The organism is Streptomyces sp. NPDC014006, assembly GCF_043088925.1.
In the GTDB taxonomy this organism is placed as follows: domain Bacteria; phylum Actinomycetota; class Actinomycetes; order Streptomycetales; family Streptomycetaceae; genus Streptomyces.
On the sequence record NZ_JBICAJ010000013.1, the window covers coordinates 33,877 to 54,627 of the forward strand.

The 20,751-nt window shown below is 73.2% G+C and carries 18 protein-coding genes; 12 read left to right on the forward strand and 6 right to left on the reverse strand.

Annotated elements, in window-relative coordinates:
• Positions 1 to 3 precede the first annotated feature (3 nt).
• Positions 4 to 1,542, forward strand: a complete 1,539-nt coding sequence (locus ACF1GV_RS34245; protein WP_391688797.1) for a cytochrome P450 — start codon at positions 4 to 6, stop codon at positions 1,540 to 1,542.
• A gap of 17 nt (positions 1,543 to 1,559) precedes the next feature.
• Here ACF1GV_RS34245 and ACF1GV_RS34250 read toward each other — a convergent pair whose 3' ends face one another.
• Complete coding sequence (locus ACF1GV_RS34250) at positions 1,560 to 2,507, reverse strand: RluA family pseudouridine synthase (RefSeq protein ID WP_391688800.1); 948 nt, start codon at positions 2,505 to 2,507, stop codon at positions 1,560 to 1,562.
• 79 nt (positions 2,508 to 2,586) lie between these two features.
• On the opposite strand from ACF1GV_RS34250, the gene ACF1GV_RS34255 reads away from it, so the two are divergent.
• Positions 2,587 to 3,168, forward strand: coding sequence for a GNAT family N-acetyltransferase (locus ACF1GV_RS34255; RefSeq protein ID WP_391688803.1), 582 nt, complete (start codon positions 2,587 to 2,589; stop codon positions 3,166 to 3,168).
• A gap of 35 nt (positions 3,169 to 3,203) precedes the next feature.
• On the opposite strand, the gene ACF1GV_RS34260 is transcribed toward ACF1GV_RS34255, so the two are convergent.
• Together ACF1GV_RS34260 and ACF1GV_RS34265 are read right to left on the reverse strand one after the other, a co-directional pair.
• On the reverse strand, positions 3,204 to 4,046 hold the full coding sequence (locus ACF1GV_RS34260) for a siderophore-interacting protein (protein ID WP_391688806.1): 843 nt from the start codon (positions 4,044 to 4,046) through the stop codon (positions 3,204 to 3,206).
• 66 nt (positions 4,047 to 4,112) lie between these two features.
• Complete coding sequence (locus tag ACF1GV_RS34265) at positions 4,113 to 5,033, reverse strand: 5'-3' exonuclease (RefSeq protein ID WP_363264918.1); 921 nt, start codon at positions 5,031 to 5,033, stop codon at positions 4,113 to 4,115.
• Between the two features lie 212 nt (positions 5,034 to 5,245).
• On the opposite strand from ACF1GV_RS34265, the gene ACF1GV_RS34270 reads away from it, so the two are divergent.
• The 4 genes from ACF1GV_RS34270 (at position 5,246) to ACF1GV_RS34285 (ending at position 10,647) form a co-directional block, all read left to right on the forward strand.
• A complete protein-coding gene (locus ACF1GV_RS34270; protein ID WP_391688809.1) occupies positions 5,246 to 6,337 on the forward strand; it encodes a glycine betaine/L-proline ABC transporter ATP-binding protein in 1,092 nt (363 codons plus the stop codon).
• Entirely contained in the window at positions 6,330 to 8,936 is a 2,607-nt protein-coding gene (locus ACF1GV_RS34275; protein ID WP_391688813.1) for an ABC transporter permease/substrate binding protein, read from the forward strand. Before ACF1GV_RS34270 ends, ACF1GV_RS34275 begins: the two co-directional genes overlap by 8 nt.
• A 425-nt stretch (positions 8,937 to 9,361) precedes the next feature.
• The gene (locus ACF1GV_RS34280) at positions 9,362 to 9,931 is read left to right on the forward strand and encodes an XRE family transcriptional regulator (protein WP_363264921.1); all 570 of its coding nucleotides are present in this window, start codon (positions 9,362 to 9,364) and stop codon (positions 9,929 to 9,931) included.
• Positions 9,928 to 10,647: a helical backbone metal receptor gene (locus tag ACF1GV_RS34285; RefSeq protein ID WP_391688817.1), complete on the forward strand. Its 720-nt coding sequence runs from the start codon at positions 9,928 to 9,930 to the stop codon at positions 10,645 to 10,647. Before ACF1GV_RS34280 ends, ACF1GV_RS34285 begins: the two co-directional genes overlap by 4 nt.
• On the opposite strand, the gene ACF1GV_RS34290 is transcribed toward ACF1GV_RS34285, so the two are convergent.
• Positions 10,559 to 11,680, reverse strand: coding sequence for a TDT family transporter (locus ACF1GV_RS34290; RefSeq protein WP_391688820.1), 1,122 nt, complete (start codon positions 11,678 to 11,680; stop codon positions 10,559 to 10,561). The genes ACF1GV_RS34285 and ACF1GV_RS34290 overlap by 89 nt on opposite strands.
• Positions 11,681 to 11,750: 70 nt before the next feature.
• Between ACF1GV_RS34290 and ACF1GV_RS34295 the strand changes: the two genes are divergently transcribed.
• Positions 11,751 to 12,716, forward strand: a complete 966-nt coding sequence (locus ACF1GV_RS34295) for a LysR family transcriptional regulator (RefSeq protein ID WP_391688823.1) — start codon at positions 11,751 to 11,753, stop codon at positions 12,714 to 12,716.
• Positions 12,717 to 12,838: 122 nt separating this feature from the next.
• Here the strand turns inward: ACF1GV_RS34295 and ACF1GV_RS34300 are convergent, their stop codons facing one another.
• The gene (locus tag ACF1GV_RS34300; RefSeq protein WP_391688826.1) at positions 12,839 to 13,594 is read right to left on the reverse strand and encodes a FadR/GntR family transcriptional regulator; all 756 of its coding nucleotides are present in this window, start codon (positions 13,592 to 13,594) and stop codon (positions 12,839 to 12,841) included.
• A gap of 96 nt (positions 13,595 to 13,690) precedes the next feature.
• Between ACF1GV_RS34300 and ACF1GV_RS34305 the strand changes: the two genes are divergently transcribed.
• Genes ACF1GV_RS34305 through ACF1GV_RS34325 form a run of 5 tightly spaced genes read left to right on the forward strand, consistent with a single transcriptional unit; the run spans position 13,691 to position 19,526 of the window.
• Entirely contained in the window at positions 13,691 to 15,052 is a 1,362-nt protein-coding gene (locus ACF1GV_RS34305) for a glutamine synthetase family protein (protein WP_391688828.1), read from the forward strand.
• 8 nt (positions 15,053 to 15,060) lie between these two features.
• Complete coding sequence (locus ACF1GV_RS34310; RefSeq protein ID WP_391688831.1) at positions 15,061 to 16,449, forward strand: aldehyde dehydrogenase family protein; 1,389 nt, start codon at positions 15,061 to 15,063, stop codon at positions 16,447 to 16,449.
• The gene (locus ACF1GV_RS34315) at positions 16,446 to 17,228 is read left to right on the forward strand and encodes a 3-oxoacyl-ACP reductase (RefSeq protein WP_391688834.1); all 783 of its coding nucleotides are present in this window, start codon (positions 16,446 to 16,448) and stop codon (positions 17,226 to 17,228) included. Before ACF1GV_RS34310 ends, ACF1GV_RS34315 begins: the two co-directional genes overlap by 4 nt.
• A gap of 26 nt (positions 17,229 to 17,254) precedes the next feature.
• Positions 17,255 to 18,499 carry a haloacid dehalogenase-like hydrolase gene (locus tag ACF1GV_RS34320; protein WP_391688837.1) on the forward strand — a complete coding sequence of 415 codons (1,245 nt, stop codon included), beginning with the start codon at positions 17,255 to 17,257 and terminating at the stop codon, positions 18,497 to 18,499.
• A gap of 28 nt (positions 18,500 to 18,527) precedes the next feature.
• The gene (locus ACF1GV_RS34325) at positions 18,528 to 19,526 is read left to right on the forward strand and encodes a DUF2510 domain-containing protein (protein WP_391688840.1); all 999 of its coding nucleotides are present in this window, start codon (positions 18,528 to 18,530) and stop codon (positions 19,524 to 19,526) included.
• A 12-nt stretch (positions 19,527 to 19,538) separates the two neighbouring features.
• Here ACF1GV_RS34325 and ACF1GV_RS34330 read toward each other — a convergent pair whose 3' ends face one another.
• Positions 19,539 to 20,741, reverse strand: coding sequence for an amino acid deaminase/aldolase (locus ACF1GV_RS34330; protein ID WP_391688843.1), 1,203 nt, complete (start codon positions 20,739 to 20,741; stop codon positions 19,539 to 19,541).
• Between the last annotated feature and the right edge of the window lie 10 nt (positions 20,742 to 20,751).

Consider the following 20,751-nt stretch of genomic DNA (forward strand, 5'->3'; position numbering starts at 1 on the left):
CCCGTGACGCCTGAATCACTGTCCACGACCACAGCGGACGATCCCGCCCCGAGTCCGCCGCCCGGCTGCCCCGCCCACGCCAAGGGACCCGGCGGGCTGCACCGGCTCTACGGCCCCGGAGCCGAGGACCTGGGCGAGCTGTATGAGCACCTGCGTGAGGAGTACGGGCCGGTGGCGCCCGTACTGCTGCAGGAGGACGTCCCGATGTGGGTGGTCCTCGGCCACACCGAGAACCTTCAACTGGTGCGATCCCCGGGCCAGTTCTGCCGCGACAGCCGGATCTGGACGCCGCTGAACGAGGGCATGATCAAGCCCGACCACCCGCTGATGCCGCACATCGCCTGGGAGCCCATCTGCTCCTACGCCGAGGGCGACGAGCACCTGCGGCTGCGCGGCGCGGTCACCGGCGCCATGACGACCATCGACCACCGCAGCCTGCGCCGCCACATCACCCGCTACACGCAGATCCTCGTCAACAGGTTCTGCGAGAGTGGGGAGGCCGATCTCGTCGGCCAGTTCGCCGAGCACCTGCCGATGGCCGTGATGTGCGAGATCTTCGGCATGGCCGAGGAGTACAACGACCGGATCGTGCAGGCCGCCCGCGACATGCTCCGCGGCAGCGAGACCGCCATCGCCAGCCACGCCTACGTCATGGAGGTGCTGCAGCGCCTCACCGCGCGCCGCCGCGCCGAACCGCAGCACGACTTCGCCAGCCATCTGATCCGCCACCCCGCCGGGCTGACGGACGACGAGGTCACCAAGCACCTGTGGCTGGTCCTCATGGCGGCCTACGAGGCCACCGCCAACCTGCTCGCCAATGTGCTGCTCATGGTCATCACCGACGACCGCTTCTACGCCAAGCTCAACGGCGGCCAGATGACCGTGCCGGAGGCGGTGGAGCAGTCCCTGTGGGACGAACCGCCGTTCAGCACCGTCTTCGCCTACTACGCCAAGCAGGACACCGAGCTGGGCGGCCAGCGCATCCGCAGGGGCGACGGGCTGCTCTTCGCCCCCGCGGCGGGCAACATCGACCCGCGGGTGCGGCCCGACCTGAGCGCCAACATGCAGGGCAACCGCTCCCACCTCGCCTTCGGCGGCGGACCGCACGAGTGCCCGGGTCAGGACATCGGCCGTGCCATCGCCGACGCCGGTGTGGACGCGCTGCTGATGCGGCTGCCCGATGTGCAGCTCGACTGCGACGAGGACGAGCTGAGCTGGACGGAGTCGATCGCCTCCCGGCACCTGGTCGACCTGCCGGTGCGGTTCGACCCCAAGGCGCCGCAGGACGTGCGGGCCGTACCGAGCCCGCACGGGCTGCCGCAGCAGCAGCGTCCCCCGGTGTGGCAGGTGACCGCGCCCCCGCCCCCGCCGCAGCACGCGCCCACCCCCTCCGTGCCCGCTTCAGCCACGGCCCCGCCCTTCGCGCCGCCCCAGCAGGCTCCCGCCGAGCCGCCGTACGGGCAGCCTCCGGTGCCGCAGGCGGAACCGGCCCGGCGGCGCGGGGTGTGGCAGCGTCTCCTGCGCTGGTGGCGGGGGAACTGACGCCGGGCCGCAGAGGCTCATACGGCCGCCCACGCGTCGTACGACGTCCAGGCCGCGAGGGTGCGGCCGCTGCGGAAGCGGTGCTCCGCCCCTGTGACCGGATCGGTGAACTCCAGCTCCCGCGCCAGCAGTTGCAGCGGTCGCCGGAAGTCACCGGCCGGCACGGGGGCGGCGATGCGCGGGTAGAGCGGATCGCCGAGGATCGGCACGCCGAGCGCGTTCATGTGCACCCGCAGCTGGTGTGTCTGACCGGTGGCGGGCACCAGCCGGTACCGGCCGAGGCCGCCACGCTGGCCGGCCAGCTCGATCCGGCTGACCGCGTTCGGCTCGCCGGGCACCTCCCGCGCCGTGAGCACCCCGCGCTCCTTCACGATCCGGCTGCGCACGGTCACCGGCAGCTCCGGCGCGGGGTCGCAGGGGGCGATCGCCTCGTACACCTTGCGCACCCGCCGGTCGCGGAAGAGCGTCTGGTAGGCGCCGCGCTCCGCGGGCCGCACGGTGAACAGCACCAGCCCGGCCGTGAGCCGGTCCAGCCGGTGCGCGGCGGTCAGTGTCTGAATGCCCAGGTCCCGGCGCAGCCGGGCCAGGGCGGTTTCGGTGATGTGGCTGCCGCGCGGGGTGGTGGCCAGGAAGTGCGGCTTGTCGGCGACGACGATGTGCTCGTCGCGGTACAGGACCTCGATCGCGAACGGCACCGGCACCTCCGGGGCGAGTTCCCGGTGGAACCAGACGAACATCCCAGGTGCGTACGGCGCGTCCGGCGCCACCGGCCGCCCGTCGGCGCCGACGACCAGCCCGGCGTCGAACAGCGCCTCGACCCTCCCCGCCCCGGCCCCGCTGAGCCGCTCCACCAGGTACTCCCGGACGGTGGCCCACGACCCGGTCGCGGGCAGCCGCACGCGCACCGGGTCCACTCCGTCGAGCTGAGGGAGCGGCGAGGGCGGGGGCGGGGTACGGCGTCTCATCGCAGGCCAGGGTACGAGGGCGGCGCGGGCCGGTGAAAACCGCTGGGCGCGGGGAGCGGACGTGGGCAGGATGGCGATCATGCCTGACCTGACGCAGCCGGTGCTGCCCGCCGGCACCTTCTCCCGCATTCCGCAGCCCACGATCCCCACCGGCGACGGCCTGGTGCTGCGCCCGTGGCGCGCCGGGGACGCCCCCGCCGTGCACGAGGCCTTCCAGGATCCGGCGATCCACCAGTGGCACATCCGCTCCGCCGACTCCGAGGAGGAGGTGCGCGGCTGGATCGCCGAGTGGCAGCGGGCCTGGGCGGGGGAGCGCACGGCGCAGTGGGCCGTCGCCGACGCGGCCGGTGACCGGCTGCTCGGCCGGGTCGGGCTGCGCCGGATCGAGCTGCTCGACGGTGCCGCCGAGGTCGCCTACTGGACGCACCCGGCGGCCCGCGGCCAAGGCGTTGCCGCCCGGGCCGCGGCCGCGCTGGCCCGCTGGGCGCTGGACGAGATCGGGTTCGAACGCCTGGAGCTGCTGCACGCGGTCGGCAACGAGGCGTCCTGCCGGGTCGCGGGGAGGGCCGCCTTCGCGCTGGAGGGGACCAAGCGGCGGGCCCTGCTCCACCCCGACGGCTGGCACGACATGCACCTGCACGCGCGGGTGCGGAGCGACTGACCGGACTCGGCGGCCGTCGTCCGGGCGGCGCGCTTTCAGGCGGCGGGTGCGCCCTCCTGCTCGGCCTCCACCCGGGCGTTCCACTCCCGCTTGGAGGCCTGCCAGCCGTCCTCGTCGTGGCCGAGGCGCCAGTAGCCGGAGATCGACAGGTCCTCGCGAGGGATGCCGAGGTCCACGCGCAGCAGGCGGCGCAGCTCCTTCACGCAGGCCGCCTCGCCGTGCACGAAGGCGTGCACACGGCCCTCGGGGCAGTCCAGCGCGCGCACGGCCTCGACGAGCCGCTCGCCGACCGGCCGATCACCGCGGTGCAGCCAGACGACGTCCACGTCGGAGTCGATCTTCTGCTCCTCCTCGACTCCGGTGACCTCGATGAACGCGTGCGCCACGGCGCCGTCGGGCAGCGCCTCCAGGGCCGCCGCGATGGCGGGCAGCGCGCTCTCGTCACCGGCGAGCAGATGCCAGTCGGCGGCCGGGTCGGGGGCGTAGGCGCCGCCGGGGCCCATGAAGCGGACGGTCTCACCGGGCTGCACCCGCGTCGCCCAGGGGCCGGCCAGTCCCTCGTCGCCGTGGACCACGAAGTCCAGTGTCAGCTCGCGGTGTTCGGGGTCCCAGGAGCGCACGGTGTAGGTCCGGGTCACCGGCCACTGCTCGCGCGGGAACTCCGCGCGCACGCGCTCCAGGTCGAAGGGCTCGGGGTAGGTCACGCCGTCCGCCGGGAAGAGCAGCTTGACGTAGTGGTCGGTGCAGGTGTCCGCCTCGAAGGCGGCCAGGCCCTCGCCGCCGAGCACCACGCGCTGCATGTGCGGGGTGAGCCGTTCGGTGCGGACGACGCGCGCGGAGTGCACCCTGCGCGGCTTGCGTCCCGGACGTTCTGTCATGACGGCCTCCCTGTTTCCCCATGCTTAGGCTTACCTAAGCTAGCACCTCGCCGAGGTGGACAGCCGTCACACCGCCAACGTGGTCAGCAGCCGCTGCAGGGACCCGCCCAGCCCCCAGCGCCCTGCCAGCTCCTCCAGTGCCGCCGCGTCGCGCGGAGCGTGCGGCAGCGCCGTGTCGACGTCCGGCAGCGGGACGTCGCCGGCGACCCGGACCACCTTCGGCGCCACCGCGAGATACGGCTTCGCCTCCGTGAGCCGCTTGCGCTGGGCCGGGGTGAGCTTGGCGCGCGGGTCGTCCACGGCCGCCAGAATCCCGGCCAGGTCGCCGAACTCGGCCAGCAGCTTCGCCGCCGTCTTCTCGCCGACGCCGGCCACGCCCGGCAGTCCGTCGCTCGGGTCGCCGCGCAGCAACGCCAGATCCGCGTACCCCCTGCCGTCGACGCCATACTTCTCGCGCAGCAGGGACTCGTCGGTCAGCTGGAGGGTGCCGACGCCCTTGAGCGGGTACAGCACGCGCACGTCCCGGGCGTCGTCGACCAGCTGGTACAGGTCGCGGTCGCCGGTGACGATGTCGACCGGTCCCTTCGCGCGGGCGGTGAAGGTGCCGATGACGTCGTCCGCCTCGTACCCCTCGACGCCCACGCGGGCGATGCCGAGTGCGTCGAGGACCGCCTCGATGACCGGCACCTGCGGCGACAGGGTGTCGGGCACCTCTTCTTCGTCGGGCCCGCTCGCGTGCTCCTCGGCGACCCGGTGCGCCTTGTAGGAGGGGATCAGATCGACCCGCCACTGTGGCCGCCAGTCGGCGTCCATGCAGGCCACCAGGTGCGCCGGCCGGTGGTCCTTGACCAGGCGGTCGATGAAGTCGAGCAGTCCGCGCACGGCGTTCACCGGCGTGCCGTCCGGGGCCTTCACGGAGTCGGGGACGCCGAAGTAGGCGCGGAAGTACAGCGAGGCGGTGTCGAGGAGCATGAGTCGTCCGGTCACGCTCGCATCATGCCGTACGGCACTGACAGCGGCCGCCCGGCGCGCAAGGTGCAACGCGTTGCGCCCTTTAGTGACGTGGCCCACTTGTGCGTTTGTGTTCGGGCAAAGCGGGGAGGCGCGCCTTCGGAGCGATGCCGGTTGCGCGTTCAACCTTTGTGTGATGCATGCGAACCCCTCGCTCCTTTCCCTGCCGTCGAGAAGAGAAGGTCCGCGTGTCAGCCAGGCTTCAGGCCGAGCACCTCTACAAGGTGTTCGGCAGACGACAAGATCAGGCGGTGGAGCGGCTCCGTGCGGGAGCCGACCGCGAGGAGCTGCGCGCGGACGGCACCACGGCCGCCGTCATCGACGCGTCCTTCACCGTGGACCCCGGCCAGATCTTCGTCGTGATGGGCCTGTCCGGCTCCGGCAAGTCGACGCTCCTGCGCATGCTCAACGGCCTGCTGGAGCCCACCGCCGGCCGCGTCCTCTTCGACGGCCAGGACCTGACCTCGCTCGGCGGCAAGGAGCTGCGCGCGGTCCGCGCCAGGAAGATCAGCATGGTCTTCCAGCACTTCGCGCTCTTCCCGCACCGCAGCGTCCGCGAGAACGCCGCCTACGGCCTCGCCGTCCAGGGAGTGCCCCGCGCCGAGCGCGAGGAGCGCGCCGCCGAGGCACTCGCCCTGTGCGGTCTGGCCGGCTGGGAGGACTCCTGGCCCGACGAGCTGTCCGGCGGCATGCAGCAGCGCGTCGGCCTCGCCCGTGCGCTCGCCACCGACGCCGACCTGCTGCTGATGGACGAGTCCTTCAGCGCCCTGGACCCGCTGATCCGCCGCGACATGCAGGACCAGCTCCTCGAACTGCAGCGCACCCTGAAGAAGACCATCGTCTTCATCACCCACGACCTCAACGAGGCCATGCGCCTGGGCGACCGCATCGCCGTCATGCGCGACGGCCGCATCGTCCAGAACGGCACCGCCGAGGACATCCTGCTGCGCCCCGCGAACGACTACGTCGCCTCCTTCATCCAGGACGTCGACCGCTCCCGCGTGGTCACCGCCGGCGCCGTCATGGACACCGACGGTCTGCGCGGCGACGAGGCCGACTGCGGCTGCGCGACCGCGACGCCCGACACGCCGTTCACCGAGCTGTGCGCGCTCAGCGCCCGCGCGGCGCACCCGGTGGCCGTCCTCGACGACGGGGGCGCGCTCGTCGGCGTCGTACCGCCCCGGCGTCTGGTCGCCTTCCTCGGCGACGAGGAGGGCGCCCCGGGCACCTGCGACAAACGCCGGGACAAGGGCGGGGAGAAGGTGATGGCCGGTGCCTAGGATCCCGCTCGGCGACTGGGTCAACGACGCGGTCGACTGGCTGCTCAACCACGTCTCCTGGCTCTTCGACTTCCTCAAGACCGTCTTCACCGGCGCCTACGAAGGCATCGACGCCGTCCTCCAGGCGCCCCAGCCGCTGCTGCTCGCCGGCATCTTCGCCGTGCTCGCCTTCTGGCTGCGCGGCACCCTCGCCGGTGTGCTCACCTTCCTGGGCTTCGCCTTCATCGACTCGCTCGAGCTGTGGGACGACGCAATGGTGACGCTGTCGCTCGTGCTCGTCGCCACGCTGATCGCGCTGGTGATCTCGGTGCCGGTGGGCATCTGGGCCGCCCGCTCGGACCGGGTCAGCAGCCTGGTGCGGCCGGTGCTGGACTTCATGCAGACGCTGCCCGCGATGATCTACCTCATCCCGGCGATCCTGTTCTTCGGCACCGGCGCCTCCGCCGGCATCGTCGCCACCCTGATCTTCGCGCTCGCCCCCGGGGTGCGCATGACCGAGCTGGGCATCCGCCAGGTCGACAAGGAGCTGGTGGAAGCCGCCGAGGCGTTCGGCACCACGCCCCGCAGCACGCTGCTGCGGGTCCAGCTGCCGCTGGCGCTGCCCACCGTCATGGCCGGCGTCAACCAGGTCATCATGCTCGGCCTGTCGATGGCCGCGATCGCCGGCATGGTCGGCACCGGCGGCCTCGGCGGCGACGTCAACGAGGCCATCGGCCAGCTCAATGTGGGCCTCGGCTCCGAGGCGGGCGTGGCGATCGTCATCCTCGCGATCTACCTCGACCGCATGACGGGCGCGCTCGGCACCCAGGTCTCCCCGCTGGGCCGCCGCGCCGCCGCACGCGCGCGTGCCGCGAAGGGCCTGAAGATCTGGTCGTACCGGCCCCGGCCGCAGATCGCCGTCATCGGCGTCGTGATCCTCGGCCTGGTCGCCGGCGGCATGGGCGTCTTCGGCGGCAAGGGCGCCGCCACGGCCGTCGCCGACGGCAAGGACGTCGGCCAGGGCAAGAAGGTCACCATCGGCTACATCCCCTGGGACGAGGGCATCGCCTCCACCTACCTGTGGAAGGAGGTCCTCGAACAGCGCGGCTACCAGGTCGAGGCCAAGCAGCTCGACGCCGGACCGCTCTACACGTCCCTCGCCGCCGGCACCGTCGACTTCCAGACCGACGCCTGGCTGCCGAACACCCACGCGCAGTACTGGAAGAAGTACGGCTCGCAGATCGACGACCTGGGCAGCTGGTACGGCCCGACGTCGCTGGAGCTGACCGTCCCGGCGTACCTGAAGGACGTCAACACGCTCGCGGACCTCAAGGGCAAGGCGGGCGAGTTCGGCGGGAAGATCACCGGCATCGAGTCCAGCGCCGGCGAGATGGCCCTGCTCAAGAGCAAGGTCCTCAAGGAGTACGGCCTGGACAAGGAGTACAAGGTCGTCGACAGCTCCACCCCGGCCATGCTGGCCGAGCTGAAGCGGGCCTACAGCAAGAAGGAACCGATCGTCGTCCCGCTCTGGTCGCCGCACTGGGCGTACAACGACTACCGGCTGAAGAAGCTGAAGGACCCCAAGGGCGCCTGGGGCAAGGGCGACGGCCTGCACACACTGGCCCGCAAGGGCTTCGCGGGCGACAACCCCGTCGTGGCGAAGTGGCTGAAGGGCTTCAAGCTGGACGAGAAGCAGCTGACCGGCCTCGAGGCCGACATCACCAAGGCCGGCAAGGGCAAGCAGCAGGACGCGGTGCGCGCCTGGCTGAAGAAGAACCCGGGTCTCGTGGACAAGCTCGCACCGGTCCAGGACACCCAGGCCGCCGAGGCCAAGCGGCCGGTCGACGTGGCCTGGTTTCCCTGGGACGAGGACATCGCCGTCACCCACCTGTGGAAGAACGTCCTGGAGCGGCGCGGCTACAAGCTGAACCTGAAGCAGATGGACGTCGGCCCGGTCTACACCGGCCTGGCCGGCGGGGACCTCGACCTCAACTTCGACGCCTGGCTGCCGTACGCGCAAGGGAACTACTGGGAGAAGAGCAAGGACCGGCTGAAGGACCTCGGCACCTGGTACCAGCCCACGTCGCTGGAGATCGCCGTGCCGTCCTACGTCAAGGGCGTGACGTCGCTTCAGGACCTCAAGGGCAAGGCCGGGACGTTCGGCGGGAAGATCATCGGCATCGAGCCGGGCACCGGCGAGATGAACCTGCTCAAGACCAAGGTCCTGCCGGGCTACGGCCTGGACAAGGAGTACAAGGTCGTCGACGGCTCCACCCCGGCGATGCTCGCCGAGCTCAAGCGCGCGTACGCCAAGAAGGAGCCGATCGCCGTCGTCCTGTGGTCGCCGCACTGGGCGTACAGCCAGTACGGCCTGACCAAGCTGAAGGACGACAAGAAGCTCTTCGGTGAGGGCAACACCATCCGGACGATCGCCAACGAGAAGTTCCCCGAGCAGTACCCGCAGCTCACCCGCTGGATCAAGAACTTCCGGATGAGCGAGGCGGAGCTCGGCAGCCTGGAGGCCGAGATCACCAAGCGCGGCCAGGGCCACGAGGACGACGCCGTCGCCGCCTGGCTCGGGCAGCACCCGGACATGGTGGGCCGCATGACCCCGCGGTAACCGCCCCGTCCCCGCACACCCCCGAGGGGTGGGCCACCCACGCCACCTGACCGCGTGGGCCGGCCCACCCCTCGGGTCGTCTCCGGCGACCCGAGGCCACCACAAGGATCCGGCCAACCACGCACCGCTATGTCACCGCCAGAACCCGGTTCCCGAACGCGGGAACAACCCGGGACGGCCACCACATTGAACATGACACGGGGATCGCGGTACGCCGAACGCCCCATCCGCCGACCGCCCGGGCAGGTGATCCACTGGCGCGAACCATCAGGTCGGAGCCCACCCCGCGGGTCCTCGTCGGGACGGCCGCATGAAACGGTTCGCCGAACATGCGTAGGGTGCAGAGAACTCACGCGCACCCGCCGACCGGGACCCACCGAGCGGCGCGACGATCGGGACGACGAGCGAAGGAGGGAGCCGGAGCGATGGGCGACCACAAAGAGCAGCCCCTTCGGGTCGGCGCGGCCGTGCGGCGGCGCCGCCGGGCCCTGGATCTCACGCTCGCCGTCGTGGCCGAGCGCAGCGGCCTGTCGGTGCCCTTCCTCAGCCAGGTCGAGAACGACCGGGCGCGGCCCAGCCGCAGCTCCCTGGAGAAGCTGGCCGACGCCCTGCGCACCACCGCGGTCGAGCTGCTCGCCGCCGCGGACCCGGCCTCCAGCGTCGACCTGGTACGCGCGGAGGACCTCGAACCCGGGCCGGTGCCGCACGTGCGGTCCCTGGTGCGCGGGCACCACCAGATGCACGCCTCGGAGTTCCTCGGCGACCACGACGCCGGCCGCGAGTTCCAGTACCGCAACGACCAGTTGATGTACGTCGCCGACGGCGCCGTCGAGATCGAGGCCGAGGGCCGCGCCTACCGGCTCGGCCGCGGCGACACCCTGTATCTGACCGGCGGGGTGCGTCACCGCTGGCGGGCGACCGTGCCCGACACCCGGCTGATCGTCGTCGCCGTCGCCGAGCACATCGAGGCCGTACGGGACCGGCCGCGCCGGTGAGGGTCGTCTCGCTGGTGCCCTCGCTGACGGAGGCCGTCGCCGCCTCCGCGCCCGGCGTCCTGGTCGGCGCCACCGACTGGTGCACCCATCCCGCGGGCCTGGACGTGGTCCGCGTCGGCGGCACCAAGAACCCCGGGATCGAGCGCATTCTCGACCTCGCGCCCGACCTGGTCGTCGCCAACGAGGAGGAGAACCGCGCCGCCGACCTGGACGCGCTGCGCGCCGCCGGCGTCGAGGTGCTGGTCACCGAGGTGCGCGACGTACCGCAGGCCTTCCGGGAACTGGACCGGGTCGTCACGGCCTGCGGGGTGCGGCAGCGGCCGCGCTGGCTGGACGAGGCCGAGGCGGCATGGCGGACGCTCCCGGAACCGGCCGCGCGCCGGAGCGCCGTCGTGCCGATCTGGCGTCGGCCGTGGATGGTGCTGGGCCGTGACACCTTCGCCGGCGACGTGCTGGCCCGGCTGGGCGTCGACCAGCTGTACGCCGGGCACGCGGAGCGCTACCCGCGCGTGCCGCTTCAGCAACTGCGGGCGGCCGCTCCGGATGTCGTCGTGCTGCCGGACGAGCCCTACCGCTTCACCGCCGAGGACGGGCCCGCGGCCTTCGACGGGCTCGCCTGCGCGCTGGTCAGCGGACGGCACCTGACGTGGTACGGGCCGTCGCTGGCCGAGGCGCCACGGGTACTGGGCGCGGCCCTCGCAGCAGCTCACCGCTGAGCAGCCCGCGGGCGGTGCCCACGGCGGCGGCGAGCCAGCCGGCGACCAGCAGGGCGTACAGGCCGAGCGCCAGGGCGTCGAACGCGGCGAGACCGGTGTGCCGGGCCAGCGCCTCGGCGCCGGTGACACAGGTGCCGACCGGGAAGGTGAACGCCCACCAGGTCATCGTGAACCCCATGCCGCGGCGCCGAGCGCGCACCACATGGGCACCGGCCAGGCAGAGCCACAGCAGCGCGAACCCCGTCACCGGCACGCCGTACAGGACGGCGAACATCCCGAAGCCCGTGCCAGCCGACCCCGGCATCGCCTCAGGGGCGGCGTCGGCGAACTTGCCCACCGCGGTCGTGGACTGGCCGAGCGGCCCCAGCACCAGGAACAGCGTCGGGGTGAGCGCGAGCGGCAGCGGCCCTGCGATCGTGCGGGCGAACAGCAGCGGCAGCATCAGCAGGACCGCCAGCGCACTGAGTCCGAACAGGGCGACACAGGCGAGGAGCAGCGTCTCACGCGGCTGACCGGGCGGCAGGTGCGGAACCAGCAGCGGGCCGGCGGCGGCCGCCACCATCGGTGCCACGAGCGGCAGCAGCCACACGGGCGTGGCCTCCAGCACCGGCACCCGATGGCGTACGGCCATGAGGTACGGCACGGCGACCGCGGCCGCGAGGGCGATGGCCGTACCGGTGGTGAACAGCACGGTGTCCAGGACGATGGCGGCCGTCGTCCCGATCCAGTCGCGCCCCGCGGTCAGCGCGCCGGCGCCGACGGAGAGCAGGGCCATCGCCAGGCAGCCGTAGAAGGGGGCCATGGCCGCGTCCAGCAGGTGGGCGCGGGCCTGGTCGCGGTGGTGGCGCCAGTGCAGGGCGCGGGCGGTGAGCAGGAGCAGCAGCATCGCCAGGGCGAGGGCCCACAGCCCCGCGCAGGCCGGGCGCAGGCCGGGCAGAGGGACGGGCAGGGAGATGCCGGCCGTGGCGAGGATGGCGGTGCCCATCACGGTGGCGTACCAGTTGGGTCCCAGGTGCCGGACTGCGGTGATCATGTTTTCACCGTGCCGTGAGCGGGCGGCACCCACCAGGGATCACGGCTCTATGAGCACATAAGCTGGGTTTATGGCAGACGTGAGCGGGACCGAGAGCGGGGCCCCGTCGCCGGGCGGGTCGCTGGCCCACCGGGTGCCGGATCTCGGCGCGCTGGAGCTGCTGCTGGCCGTGGCACGGCTGGGCAGCCTCGGCGCCGCGGCGCGGGAGCTGGGCATCACCCAGCCCGCCGCGAGCAGCCGTATCCGCTCGATGGAACGGCAGTTGGGCGTCGGCCTGGTGGACCGCTCGCCGCGCGGGTCGCGGCTGACGGACGCCGGGGCGCTCGTGACGGACTGGGCGCGGCGGGTCGTCGAGGCGGCCGAGGCCTTCGACGTGGGCGCGCAGGCGCTGCGGGACCGGCGGGACTCGCGGCTGCGGGTCGCCGCGAGCATGACCATCGCCGAGTACCTGCTGCCCGGGTGGCTGATCGCGCTGCGCACGCGGCGGCCCGACACCGCGGTGTCGCTGCTCGCCGGGAACTCCGCGGTGGTCGCCGAACGGCTGCTGGCCGGAGAGGCCGACCTCGGGTTCGTGGAGGGGCTGACGGTGCCCGGCGGACTGGACTCCGCGGTCATCGCCCGGGACCGGCTGATCGTGGTCACCGCTCCCGGACACCCCTGGGCGCGGCGCCGGCGGGGAGCCGTCTCGGCCCAGGAGCTGGCGGCGACGCCGCTGATCCTGCGGGAGACCGGGTCGGGGACGCGGCAGGTGCTGGACGCGGCGCTGGATTCGCCCGCGGTGCCGTTGATCGAGCTGTCGTCGACGACCGCGGTGAAGGCGGCGGCGGTGAGCGGAGCGGGGCCCGCGGTGCTGAGCGAACTGGTGGTGGGGGAGGAGCTGGCGTCCCGGCGGCTGGTGCGGGTGCCGGTGGAGGGCGTTGCGCTGGCGCGGGCCCTGCGGGCGGTGTGGCCGGCGGGGCACCGGCCGGCGGGCCCGGCACGGGAGCTGCTGTCCTTGACCCGGTCGCCGTCCCGGCCGGGGGGCTCAGGGGCGTGAGAGAGGGCGTTGACGCGGTCCGTCCGGGCGCTTCGACGGCACGAGGATGACGGCCCTCGCACCCCCGCAATGGCCCTCGACCGCACCTTTGCCCCGCCGCTCCCCGCCGACCGGAGGCGCCCTCACGCCAGGAAGCCCCGCAGCAGTGCCGCCGTGCCCGCACAGTGCTCGCGCATCATCTCGCGGGCGCCGTCCGCGTCGCCGTCCAGGACCGCTTCGACCAGTGCCGTGTGCTGGCGCTGGGAGTGCTCCAGGTTGCGCACCAGCAGCGGGATGCAGTCCAGCAGGTCGTTCACCGTGGCCCGAACCGCCGCGTACTGGGCGGTGAGCGTGGCCGAGCCGCTCAGTTCGGCCAGGGTGAGGTGGAGCAGGGTGTCGCGGCGGCGGTAGTCCGCCAGCGGCGCGTCCTGGGTGGCCGCCAGCGCCTCGCGCAGCCGGTCCGCCCGGTCGGGTGTCAGACCGTGCTGAGCGCACAGGCCCGCCGCGCCCACCTCCAGCACCTCCCGGAACCGCAGCACGTCCTCGATGTCGACCTCGGCGATCCGGCGGCGCAGCTCGTCCTCGCCGCCGGCGCCGGCCGCCTGGGGGCGTGGCAGCACGAACGTTCCGCCGTAGCGGCCGCGCCGCGCCTCCACCAGCCCCTGGTCCTGGAGGACCTTCAGCACTTCGCGCAGCGTCACCCGGCTGATCCCCAGCCGCTCGGCCAGCTCCCGTTCCGCGGGCAGCCGTCCGCCGGCCGGTACCAGACCGAGCCGGACCACCTGGAGTATCTGCTCCAGCGCCTCCTCGAAGCCGTTGCCCGCCCGCACCGGCCGCAGCAGCGGCGCGAGCCGGTCCGCCGCCCGAGCCGGCCCACTCTCCCCCTGCGTCCGCGCCATCTCGCCGCGTCCCCTTCCCAAGCAAAGGTCAACAGCAATACCTTATGGCTTCCGGTGCCGGACGAGAACGCCGCAGCAGCCCGAGGAGGCTCTCCCGTGGCAGACCGCACACCCCCGCTCAGCGTCGAGGAACTGCACGCCCTCGTCGCGAGCGGTGACATCGACACCGTCGTCCTGGCCTTCCCCGACATGCAGGGCAGGCTCCAGGGCAAGCGGTTCGCCGCCCGTTTCTTCCTCGACGAGGTCCTGCACCACGGCACCGAGGGCTGCAACTACCTCCTCGCCGTCGACGCCGACATGAACACCGTCGACGGGTACGCCATGTCCTCCTGGGACCTGGGGTACGGCGACTTCGCCATGCGTGGCGACCTGCGGACCCTGCGGCGCGTCCCCTGGCACCCCGGCACCGCCCTGCTGATCGCCGACCTCGCCTGGGAGGACGGCTCACCCGTCGCCGCCGCGCCCCGGCAGATCCTGCGCCGCCAGCTCGAGCGGCTCGCCGCCCTGGGCTACACCGCGCAGGCCGGCACCGAGCTGGAGTTCATCGTCTTCCGCGACACCTACGAGCAGGCCTGGGACTCCGGTTACCGCGCTCTCACGCCCGTCAACCAGTACAACGTCGACTACTCGATCCTCGGCACCGGGCGCATCGAGCCCCTGCTGCGCCGTATCCGCAACGAGATGGCCGGCGCCGGGCTGACCGTCGAGTCCGCCAAGGGCGAGTGCAACCCCGGCCAGCACGAGATCGCCTTCCGCTACGCCGAGGCGTTGACCACCTGCGACCAGCACGCGATCTACAAGACCGGCGCCAAGGAGATCGCCGCCCAGGAGGGCGTCTCGCTCACCTTCATGGCCAAGTACAACGAGCGCGAGGGCAACTCCTGCCACATCCACCTCTCCCTCGCCGACGCCGACGGCCGCAGCGTCATGGCCGCCGACGGGGGCGGCATGTCCGACGTGATGCGGCACTTCCTGGCCGGGCAGCTCGCCGCGCTGCGCGAGTTCTCGCTGCTGTACGCGCCGAACATCAACTCCTACAAGCGGTTCCAGCCGGGCTCCTTCGCGCCGACCGCCGTCGCCTGGGGCCACGACAACCGCACCTGCGCCCTGCGCGTCGTCGGCCACGGTCGTTCCCTGCGCTTCGAGAACCGCCTGCCCGGCGGGGACGTCAATCCGCACCTCGCGGTGGCGGGCATGGTCGCTGCCGGGCTGTACGGCATCGAGCAGAAGCTGGAGCTGCCCGAGCCCTGCCCCGGCAACGCCTACGCCGCCGACTTCGCGCACGTCCCGACCACCCTCCGCGAGGCCGCCGAGCTGTGGGAGAACAGCCTCCTGGCCAAGGCCGCCTTCGGTGACGAGGTCGTCGCGCACTACCGCACCATGGCCCGCGTCGAACTGGACGCCTTCGACGCCGCCGTCACCGACTGGGAGCTGCGCCGCTCCTTCGAACGCATGTGAGGCCCTTCGTGAGCCACCCGTCCGACCCGTACGTCCTCGAGGTCCTCAACCCCGCCACCGAGGAGGTCGTCGCCACCGTCCCGGCCGCGACCGCCGCCGACGTGGACGCCGCCGTCGTACGCGCCGTACGGGCACAGACGAAGTGGGCCGCCTTCCCGCCCGGGGACCGCGCCCGGCTGCTGCGCCGCTTCGCCCGGGTCGTCGACGAGCACCTGGAGGAGCTGGCCCTGCTGGAGGTCCGCGAGGCCGGGCACACCATCGGCAACGCCCGCTGGGAGGCGGGCAATGTGCGCGACCTGCTCGACTACGCGGCCGGGGGAGTGGAGCGGCTGACGGGGCGGCAGATCCCGGTGCCCGGCGGCCTGGACGTGACCATCCTGGAGCCGCTCGGTGTCGTCGGCGTCATCGCGCCGTGGAACTTCCCCATGCCCATCGCCGCCTGGGGCACCGCGCCCGCGCTCGCCGCGGGCAACGCCGTGATCCTCAAGCCCGCCGAGACCACCCCGCTCACCGCCCTGCGGCTGGCCGAACTGGCCGTGGCCGCCGGGCTGCCCGAGGGGCTGTTCCAGGTGCTGCCGGGGCACGGGCCGGTCGCGGGCACCGCGCTCGTCGAGCATCCCGGCGTCGCCAAGATCGTGTTCACCGGCTCCACGGCCGTGGGCAGACAGGTGTGGGCCAAGGGCGCCGACCGGCTCAAGCGGATCACCCTGGAGCTGGGCGGCAAGAGCCCCAACATCGTCTTCGCCGACGCGGATCTCGAACAGGCCGCGACCGCCGCCCCCATGTCCTTCCTCGACAACAGCGGCCAGGACTGCTGCGCCCGCAGCCGCATCCTCGTCCAGGCCTCCGTCTTCGAGCGCTTCCTCTCCCTGCTCGCCCCGGCCGTCGAGTCCGTCGTCGTGGGCGACCCCGCCGACGAGTCCACGCAGATGGGCCCGCTCATCTCCCGCGCCCAGCTCGACCGGGTGCGCTCCTACGTCCCGGGCGACGCCGAGGGCATCCGCGGCAAGGCCCCCGAAGGCCCCGGCTACTGGTTCCCGCCGACCGTCCTGACCGGCGTCGACCCGCACGCGCGCGTGGCCGTCGAGGAGGTCTTCGGGCCCGTCGCCGTCGTCCTGCCCTTCCGGGACGAGCGCGAGGCCGTCGCGCTCGCCAACGCCACCGACTACGGCCTGTCCGGCTCGATCTGGACCCGGGACGTCGGCCGCGCCCTGCGCGTCTCCCAGGCCGTACGCGCGGGCAATCTGTCCGTCAACTCCCACTCCAGCGTCCGCTACTGGACCCCCTTCGGCGGGTTCAAGCAGTCCGGCGTCGGGCGCGAGCTCGGCCCGGACGCGCTGGCCGCCTTCACCGAGACCAAGAACGTCTTCATCAGCACGGAGGGCCCCGCGCAGTGACCCAAGAGATCGTGTGCCGCCGCCTCGTCGGCCGGACCGCCGTCGTCACCGGAGCCGGCAGCGGCATCGGCCTCGCCTCCGCCCGCCGCCTCGCCGCCGAGGGCGCGCACGTGGTGTGCGGCGACGTCGACGAGGCCCGCGGCAAGGCGGCCGCCGAGGAGACCGGCGGGCTGTTCGTGAAGGTCGACGTCACCGACCCCGAGCAGGTCGAGGCCCTGTTCCGGGCCGCGTACGACACCTACGGCAGCGTCGACGTCGCCTTCAACAACGCGGGCATCTCACCGCCCGACGACGACTCCATCCTGGAGACCGGCCTGGAGGCGTGGAAGCGCGTCCAGGAGGTCAACCTGACCTCCGTCTACCTGTGCTGCAAGGCCGCCCTGCCCTACATGCGCCGCCAGGGCAAGGGCTCCATCATCAACACCGCGTCCTTCGTGGCCCGGATGGGCGCGGCCACGAGCCAGATCTCTTACACCGCCTCCAAGGGCGGCGTGCTGGCGATGTCCCGGGAACTGGGTGTGCAGTTCGCCAGGGAGGGGATCCGCGTCAACGCCCTGTGCCCCGGGCCGGTCAACACCCCGCTGCTGCAGGAGCTGTTCGCCAAGGACCCCGAGCGGGCCGCGCGCCGCCTCGTGCACATCCCGGTCGGCCGGTTCGCCGAGGCCGAGGAGATCGCCGCCGCCGTCGCCTTCCTCGCCAGCGACGACTCCTCCTTCGTCAACGCCACCGACTTCCTCGTGGACGGCGGAATCTCCGGCGCGTACGTCACCCCCCTGTAAGGAAGGAAACGGTACGGTCCGGGCGTATGCGACAGCTCCTCGCGTGGACCCTGGCCGCGGCCGCCGTCCTGGCGGCCGCGCCCGCCGCCCAGCCCGTCGGCCGCGGCGCCTGCCCCCGCCTCACCACCGCCTGGTACGGCGACAACCGCGCCCACCTCCAGCGGGTGATCGACGCCCGCGGCACCTGCGCCGGCCGGCCCGGCCGCCCCCGCCCGGTCGCCGTGTTCGACTGGGACAACACCGTCGTCAAGAACGACGTCACCGACGCCACCCTCGCCTGGGCGCTGCGCCACGACCGGCTGCTGCGCCCGGCCCGCTGGAAGGACACCAGCGCCTGGCTCACCGCCGCCGCCGACCGCGCCCTGACCCGCGGCTGCGGCAGCGGCCCGGCGGGCGCCCCGCTGCCCACCTCCCGCAACGCCCGCTGCACCGACGAGATCCTCGCCCTGCGCGAGAGGGGCACCACCATGAGCGGCGCCCCCGCCTTCGCCGAGACCTTCGACCACCGGCGCACGGTCCCGCAGTACGCCTGGGTGCCGCAGCTGTTCACCGGCCGCACCCCCGCCGACCTCGCCTCCTACGCCGCCGCCGCCCGCCGCGAGGCCCTCGCCGCCCCCGTCGGCGCCACCCGCAGGGTCGGCACCCACACCCTCCCTGCCTACGTCCGCTACTACGACCAGCAGCGCGACCTCATCCGCACCCTGCGGCGGGCCGGTTTCGACGTCTACATCGTCTCCGCGGGCTCCGAACCGATCACCGAGGTCTGGTCGCGCGGGGTGGGCGTCGACGCCGCGCACACCATCGCCATCCGCTCGGTCCTGGACCGCCACGGCCGCATCACCCCGTGGACCGAGGGCTGCGGCGGCGTCGCGGCGACCCGCGGCGCGGTGATCCCGTACATCGACGGCAAACGCTGCTGGATCAACCAGGACATCTACGGCGTCCGCGGCCCCGCCGCCTGGCAGCGCCAGCCCTGGCCGCGCCGCCCCGCGCTGGCCGGCGGCGACGCCGACACCGACGCCACGTTCGTGGCCGACGCGACCGCCGTGCACCTCGTGATCAACCGCAACAAGCCCGAACTGATGTGCAGGGCCTACGACGACGCCGACGGCCACTGGCTGGTCAACCCGATGTTCCTCCAGCCGCTGCCCCGCCGCAGCGCCCCCTACCCGTGCGCGACGACCGCGTACACCGCGCCCGACGGCACGCGGGGCCCGGTGCGGCGCGAGGACGGCTCGGTGGTGCCCGACCAGCGGGACACCGTGTACTGACCGTCAGGCCGGGCCCTACAGTGCGGGGATGAGCATGACGCCCCCGCCCGGCTGGTACCCGGACCCGTCCGCCGCGCACCTGGAGCGCTGGTGGGACGGCACGGCCTGGACCGAGCACCGGCGCACCCGCCCGGCCCCGGCACCGCCGACCGTGCCGGTGCACCAGGCGGCCGCACCGCAGCCGCCGGTGTTCCCGACGCCGCCGGTGGCGTTCCCGCCGCAGCCCGCGACGGTCCCGCAGCCGGCGGCCGCCCCGGGGCGCGCCAGGGCCGTCGCCCTCACCGTCGCAGGGGTCGTGCTCGTCGCGGCGATCGCCACCGGCGCGCTCCTGCTGGGCAAGGGCGACGGCGGCGGCGACCCGACCGCCGGGACGGCCCCGCAGCCCGCCCCGGCCCTCTCCACGGGGACGGACGAGCCGCCCACCCCCGAGCCGTCCTCCGCGTCGCCCACGGGTGACCCGTCCGTCGTCGTCGACCAGCTCAACGGCATCACGCTGAGAATGCCCGACGGTTGGGTGCGACCCGAGTTCGTCGCCGACGACTCCGTCGTCATGACCACGGACGGCACCTACGACTGCCCCGGCGACCCCGGGATGTGCCGCCACGGCCTGGTCACCACCCACACGGCGACCTCGACCGACCAGACCTCACCCGAGGCACTGGCGAAGGCCGACATCAGCGAGGCCTCCGGCCTGGCCTTCGACCAGGACACCCTGAACCGGCGCCCTTTCGGCGGGATGACCGGCCACCAGGTCGTGGCCCAGGGCCCGGCGGCAGTGGCGGGCCGCGCCGGGTACTACGTGCGCTGGCACGTCACCACCGCCAAGGGTCCCGGCGGATACGTCCAGTCCCTCGTCTTCCCCTCCAGCACGGGCACCGAGGCACCCGTCGTCGTGCGCTACGTCTTCGACGCCGGCCAGGACGGGCCGCCGCTCGCCGACATGGACCGCATCACCCACGGCATCCGGCCGCTCGGCGACGCGGCCACCGGCGGCGGCGTGGGCAGCAGCATCGGCCCCACCCCGTGAGCCGCCGAGGCGTCACAGGAACGTGTGTCCCTCGCCCCGGTACGTCGGCACGGTCGCGGTGACCCGGTCGCCCTCGACGAGATGCAGCACGTCGAACCGCTCGCACAGCTCGCCGGCCTTGGCGTGCCGGAACCACACCTTGTCGCCGATCAGCAGATCGTCGGCCGGAGAGCCGAGCAGCGGCGTCTGCACCTCGCCGGGCCCCTCCTGCGGGTCGTACCGCAGCCCCTCGGGCAGATACGGCACCGGCAGCCGGTCCGGTCCGGCCGCGCCCGAGGCCGGGTAGCCGCCGCCCAGCACCGTCACCACGCCCACGCCCGGCCGGCGCACCACCGGCTGCGCGAACAGGGCCGCCGGACGGCCGCTGAACGACGTGTAGTTGTCGAAGAGCCGCGGCACGTACAGCCCCGACCCGGCCGCGATCTCCGTGACGGCGTCCTCGGCGGCCGTGTGCTGCACACTCCCGGTGCCGCCGCCGTTGACGTACTCCAGGTCCGGCACCAGGGCCCGCACCGCGCGCACCACCGCGGCGCGCCGCTCGGCCAGTTCACGGCGGGCGGTGGCCTGCATCAGCCGGATCGCCCGCGACCGCAGCGGCCGCCCCGTGACCGCGTCGCCGACCCCTGCGATGTGCCCCTCGTACGCCATCAGCCCGACCACCTTGAAGCCCGGCCGGCGGGTCACGGCGCGCGCCAGCTCGGCCACCTGGGCGGGGGAGTGCAGCGGGGAACGCAGGGCGCCGACCCGGACCCGGCCGCCGAGCAGCCGCAGGGACGTGTCCAACTCCAGGCAGACGCGCACGACTTCGCGCCCGTCGCCGCGCGCGGCGTCGATCAGGTCGAGCTGCGCCACGTCGTCGACCAGCACGGTCACCGCGGCCGCCAGCTTGGGATCGGCGGCGAGTTCCGCGAACCGGGGTCGGTCGGCCGACGGGTAGGCGAGCAGGACGTCCTCGAAGCCGGAGCGCGCGAGCCACAGGGACTCGGCGAGCGTGAACGACATGACGCCGCGGAAGCCGTCCTTGGCCAGGGCCCGTTCCAGCAGCGCCCGGCAGCGCAGGGACTTGCTGGCGACCCGGATCGGCTTGCCCCCGGCACGGCGGACCAGATCGTCCGCGTTGGCGTCGAAGGCGTCCAGGTCCACGATCGCCACGGGGGCGTCGAGATGGGCGGTGGCCCTGTCGTAACGGGCCCGGTCGGCGGCGCGCGCAGTCATGACGGCAGCC

Coding starts and splice junctions, on each gene's coding strand:
- ACF1GV_RS34250 (WP_391688800.1), bottom strand. CDS start 2,507: ATGAGACGCCGTACCCCGCCCCCGCCCTCGCCGCTCCCTCAGCTCGAC.
- ACF1GV_RS34255 (WP_391688803.1), top strand. CDS start 2,587: ATGCCTGACCTGACGCAGCCGGTGCTGCCCGCCGGCACCTTCTCCCGC.
- ACF1GV_RS34260 (WP_391688806.1), bottom strand. CDS start 4,046: ATGACAGAACGTCCGGGACGCAAGCCGCGCAGGGTGCACTCCGCGCGC.
- ACF1GV_RS34280 (WP_363264921.1), top strand. CDS start 9,362: ATGGGCGACCACAAAGAGCAGCCCCTTCGGGTCGGCGCGGCCGTGCGG.
- ACF1GV_RS34290 (WP_391688820.1), bottom strand. CDS start 11,680: ATGATCACCGCAGTCCGGCACCTGGGACCCAACTGGTACGCCACCGTG.
- ACF1GV_RS34295 (WP_391688823.1), top strand. CDS start 11,751: ATGGCAGACGTGAGCGGGACCGAGAGCGGGGCCCCGTCGCCGGGCGGG.
- ACF1GV_RS34300 (WP_391688826.1), bottom strand. CDS start 13,594: ATGGCGCGGACGCAGGGGGAGAGTGGGCCGGCTCGGGCGGCGGACCGG.
- ACF1GV_RS34320 (WP_391688837.1), top strand. CDS start 17,255: ATGCGACAGCTCCTCGCGTGGACCCTGGCCGCGGCCGCCGTCCTGGCG.
- ACF1GV_RS34325 (WP_391688840.1), top strand. CDS start 18,528: ATGAGCATGACGCCCCCGCCCGGCTGGTACCCGGACCCGTCCGCCGCG.
- ACF1GV_RS34330 (WP_391688843.1), bottom strand. CDS start 20,741: ATGACTGCGCGCGCCGCCGACCGGGCCCGTTACGACAGGGCCACCGCC.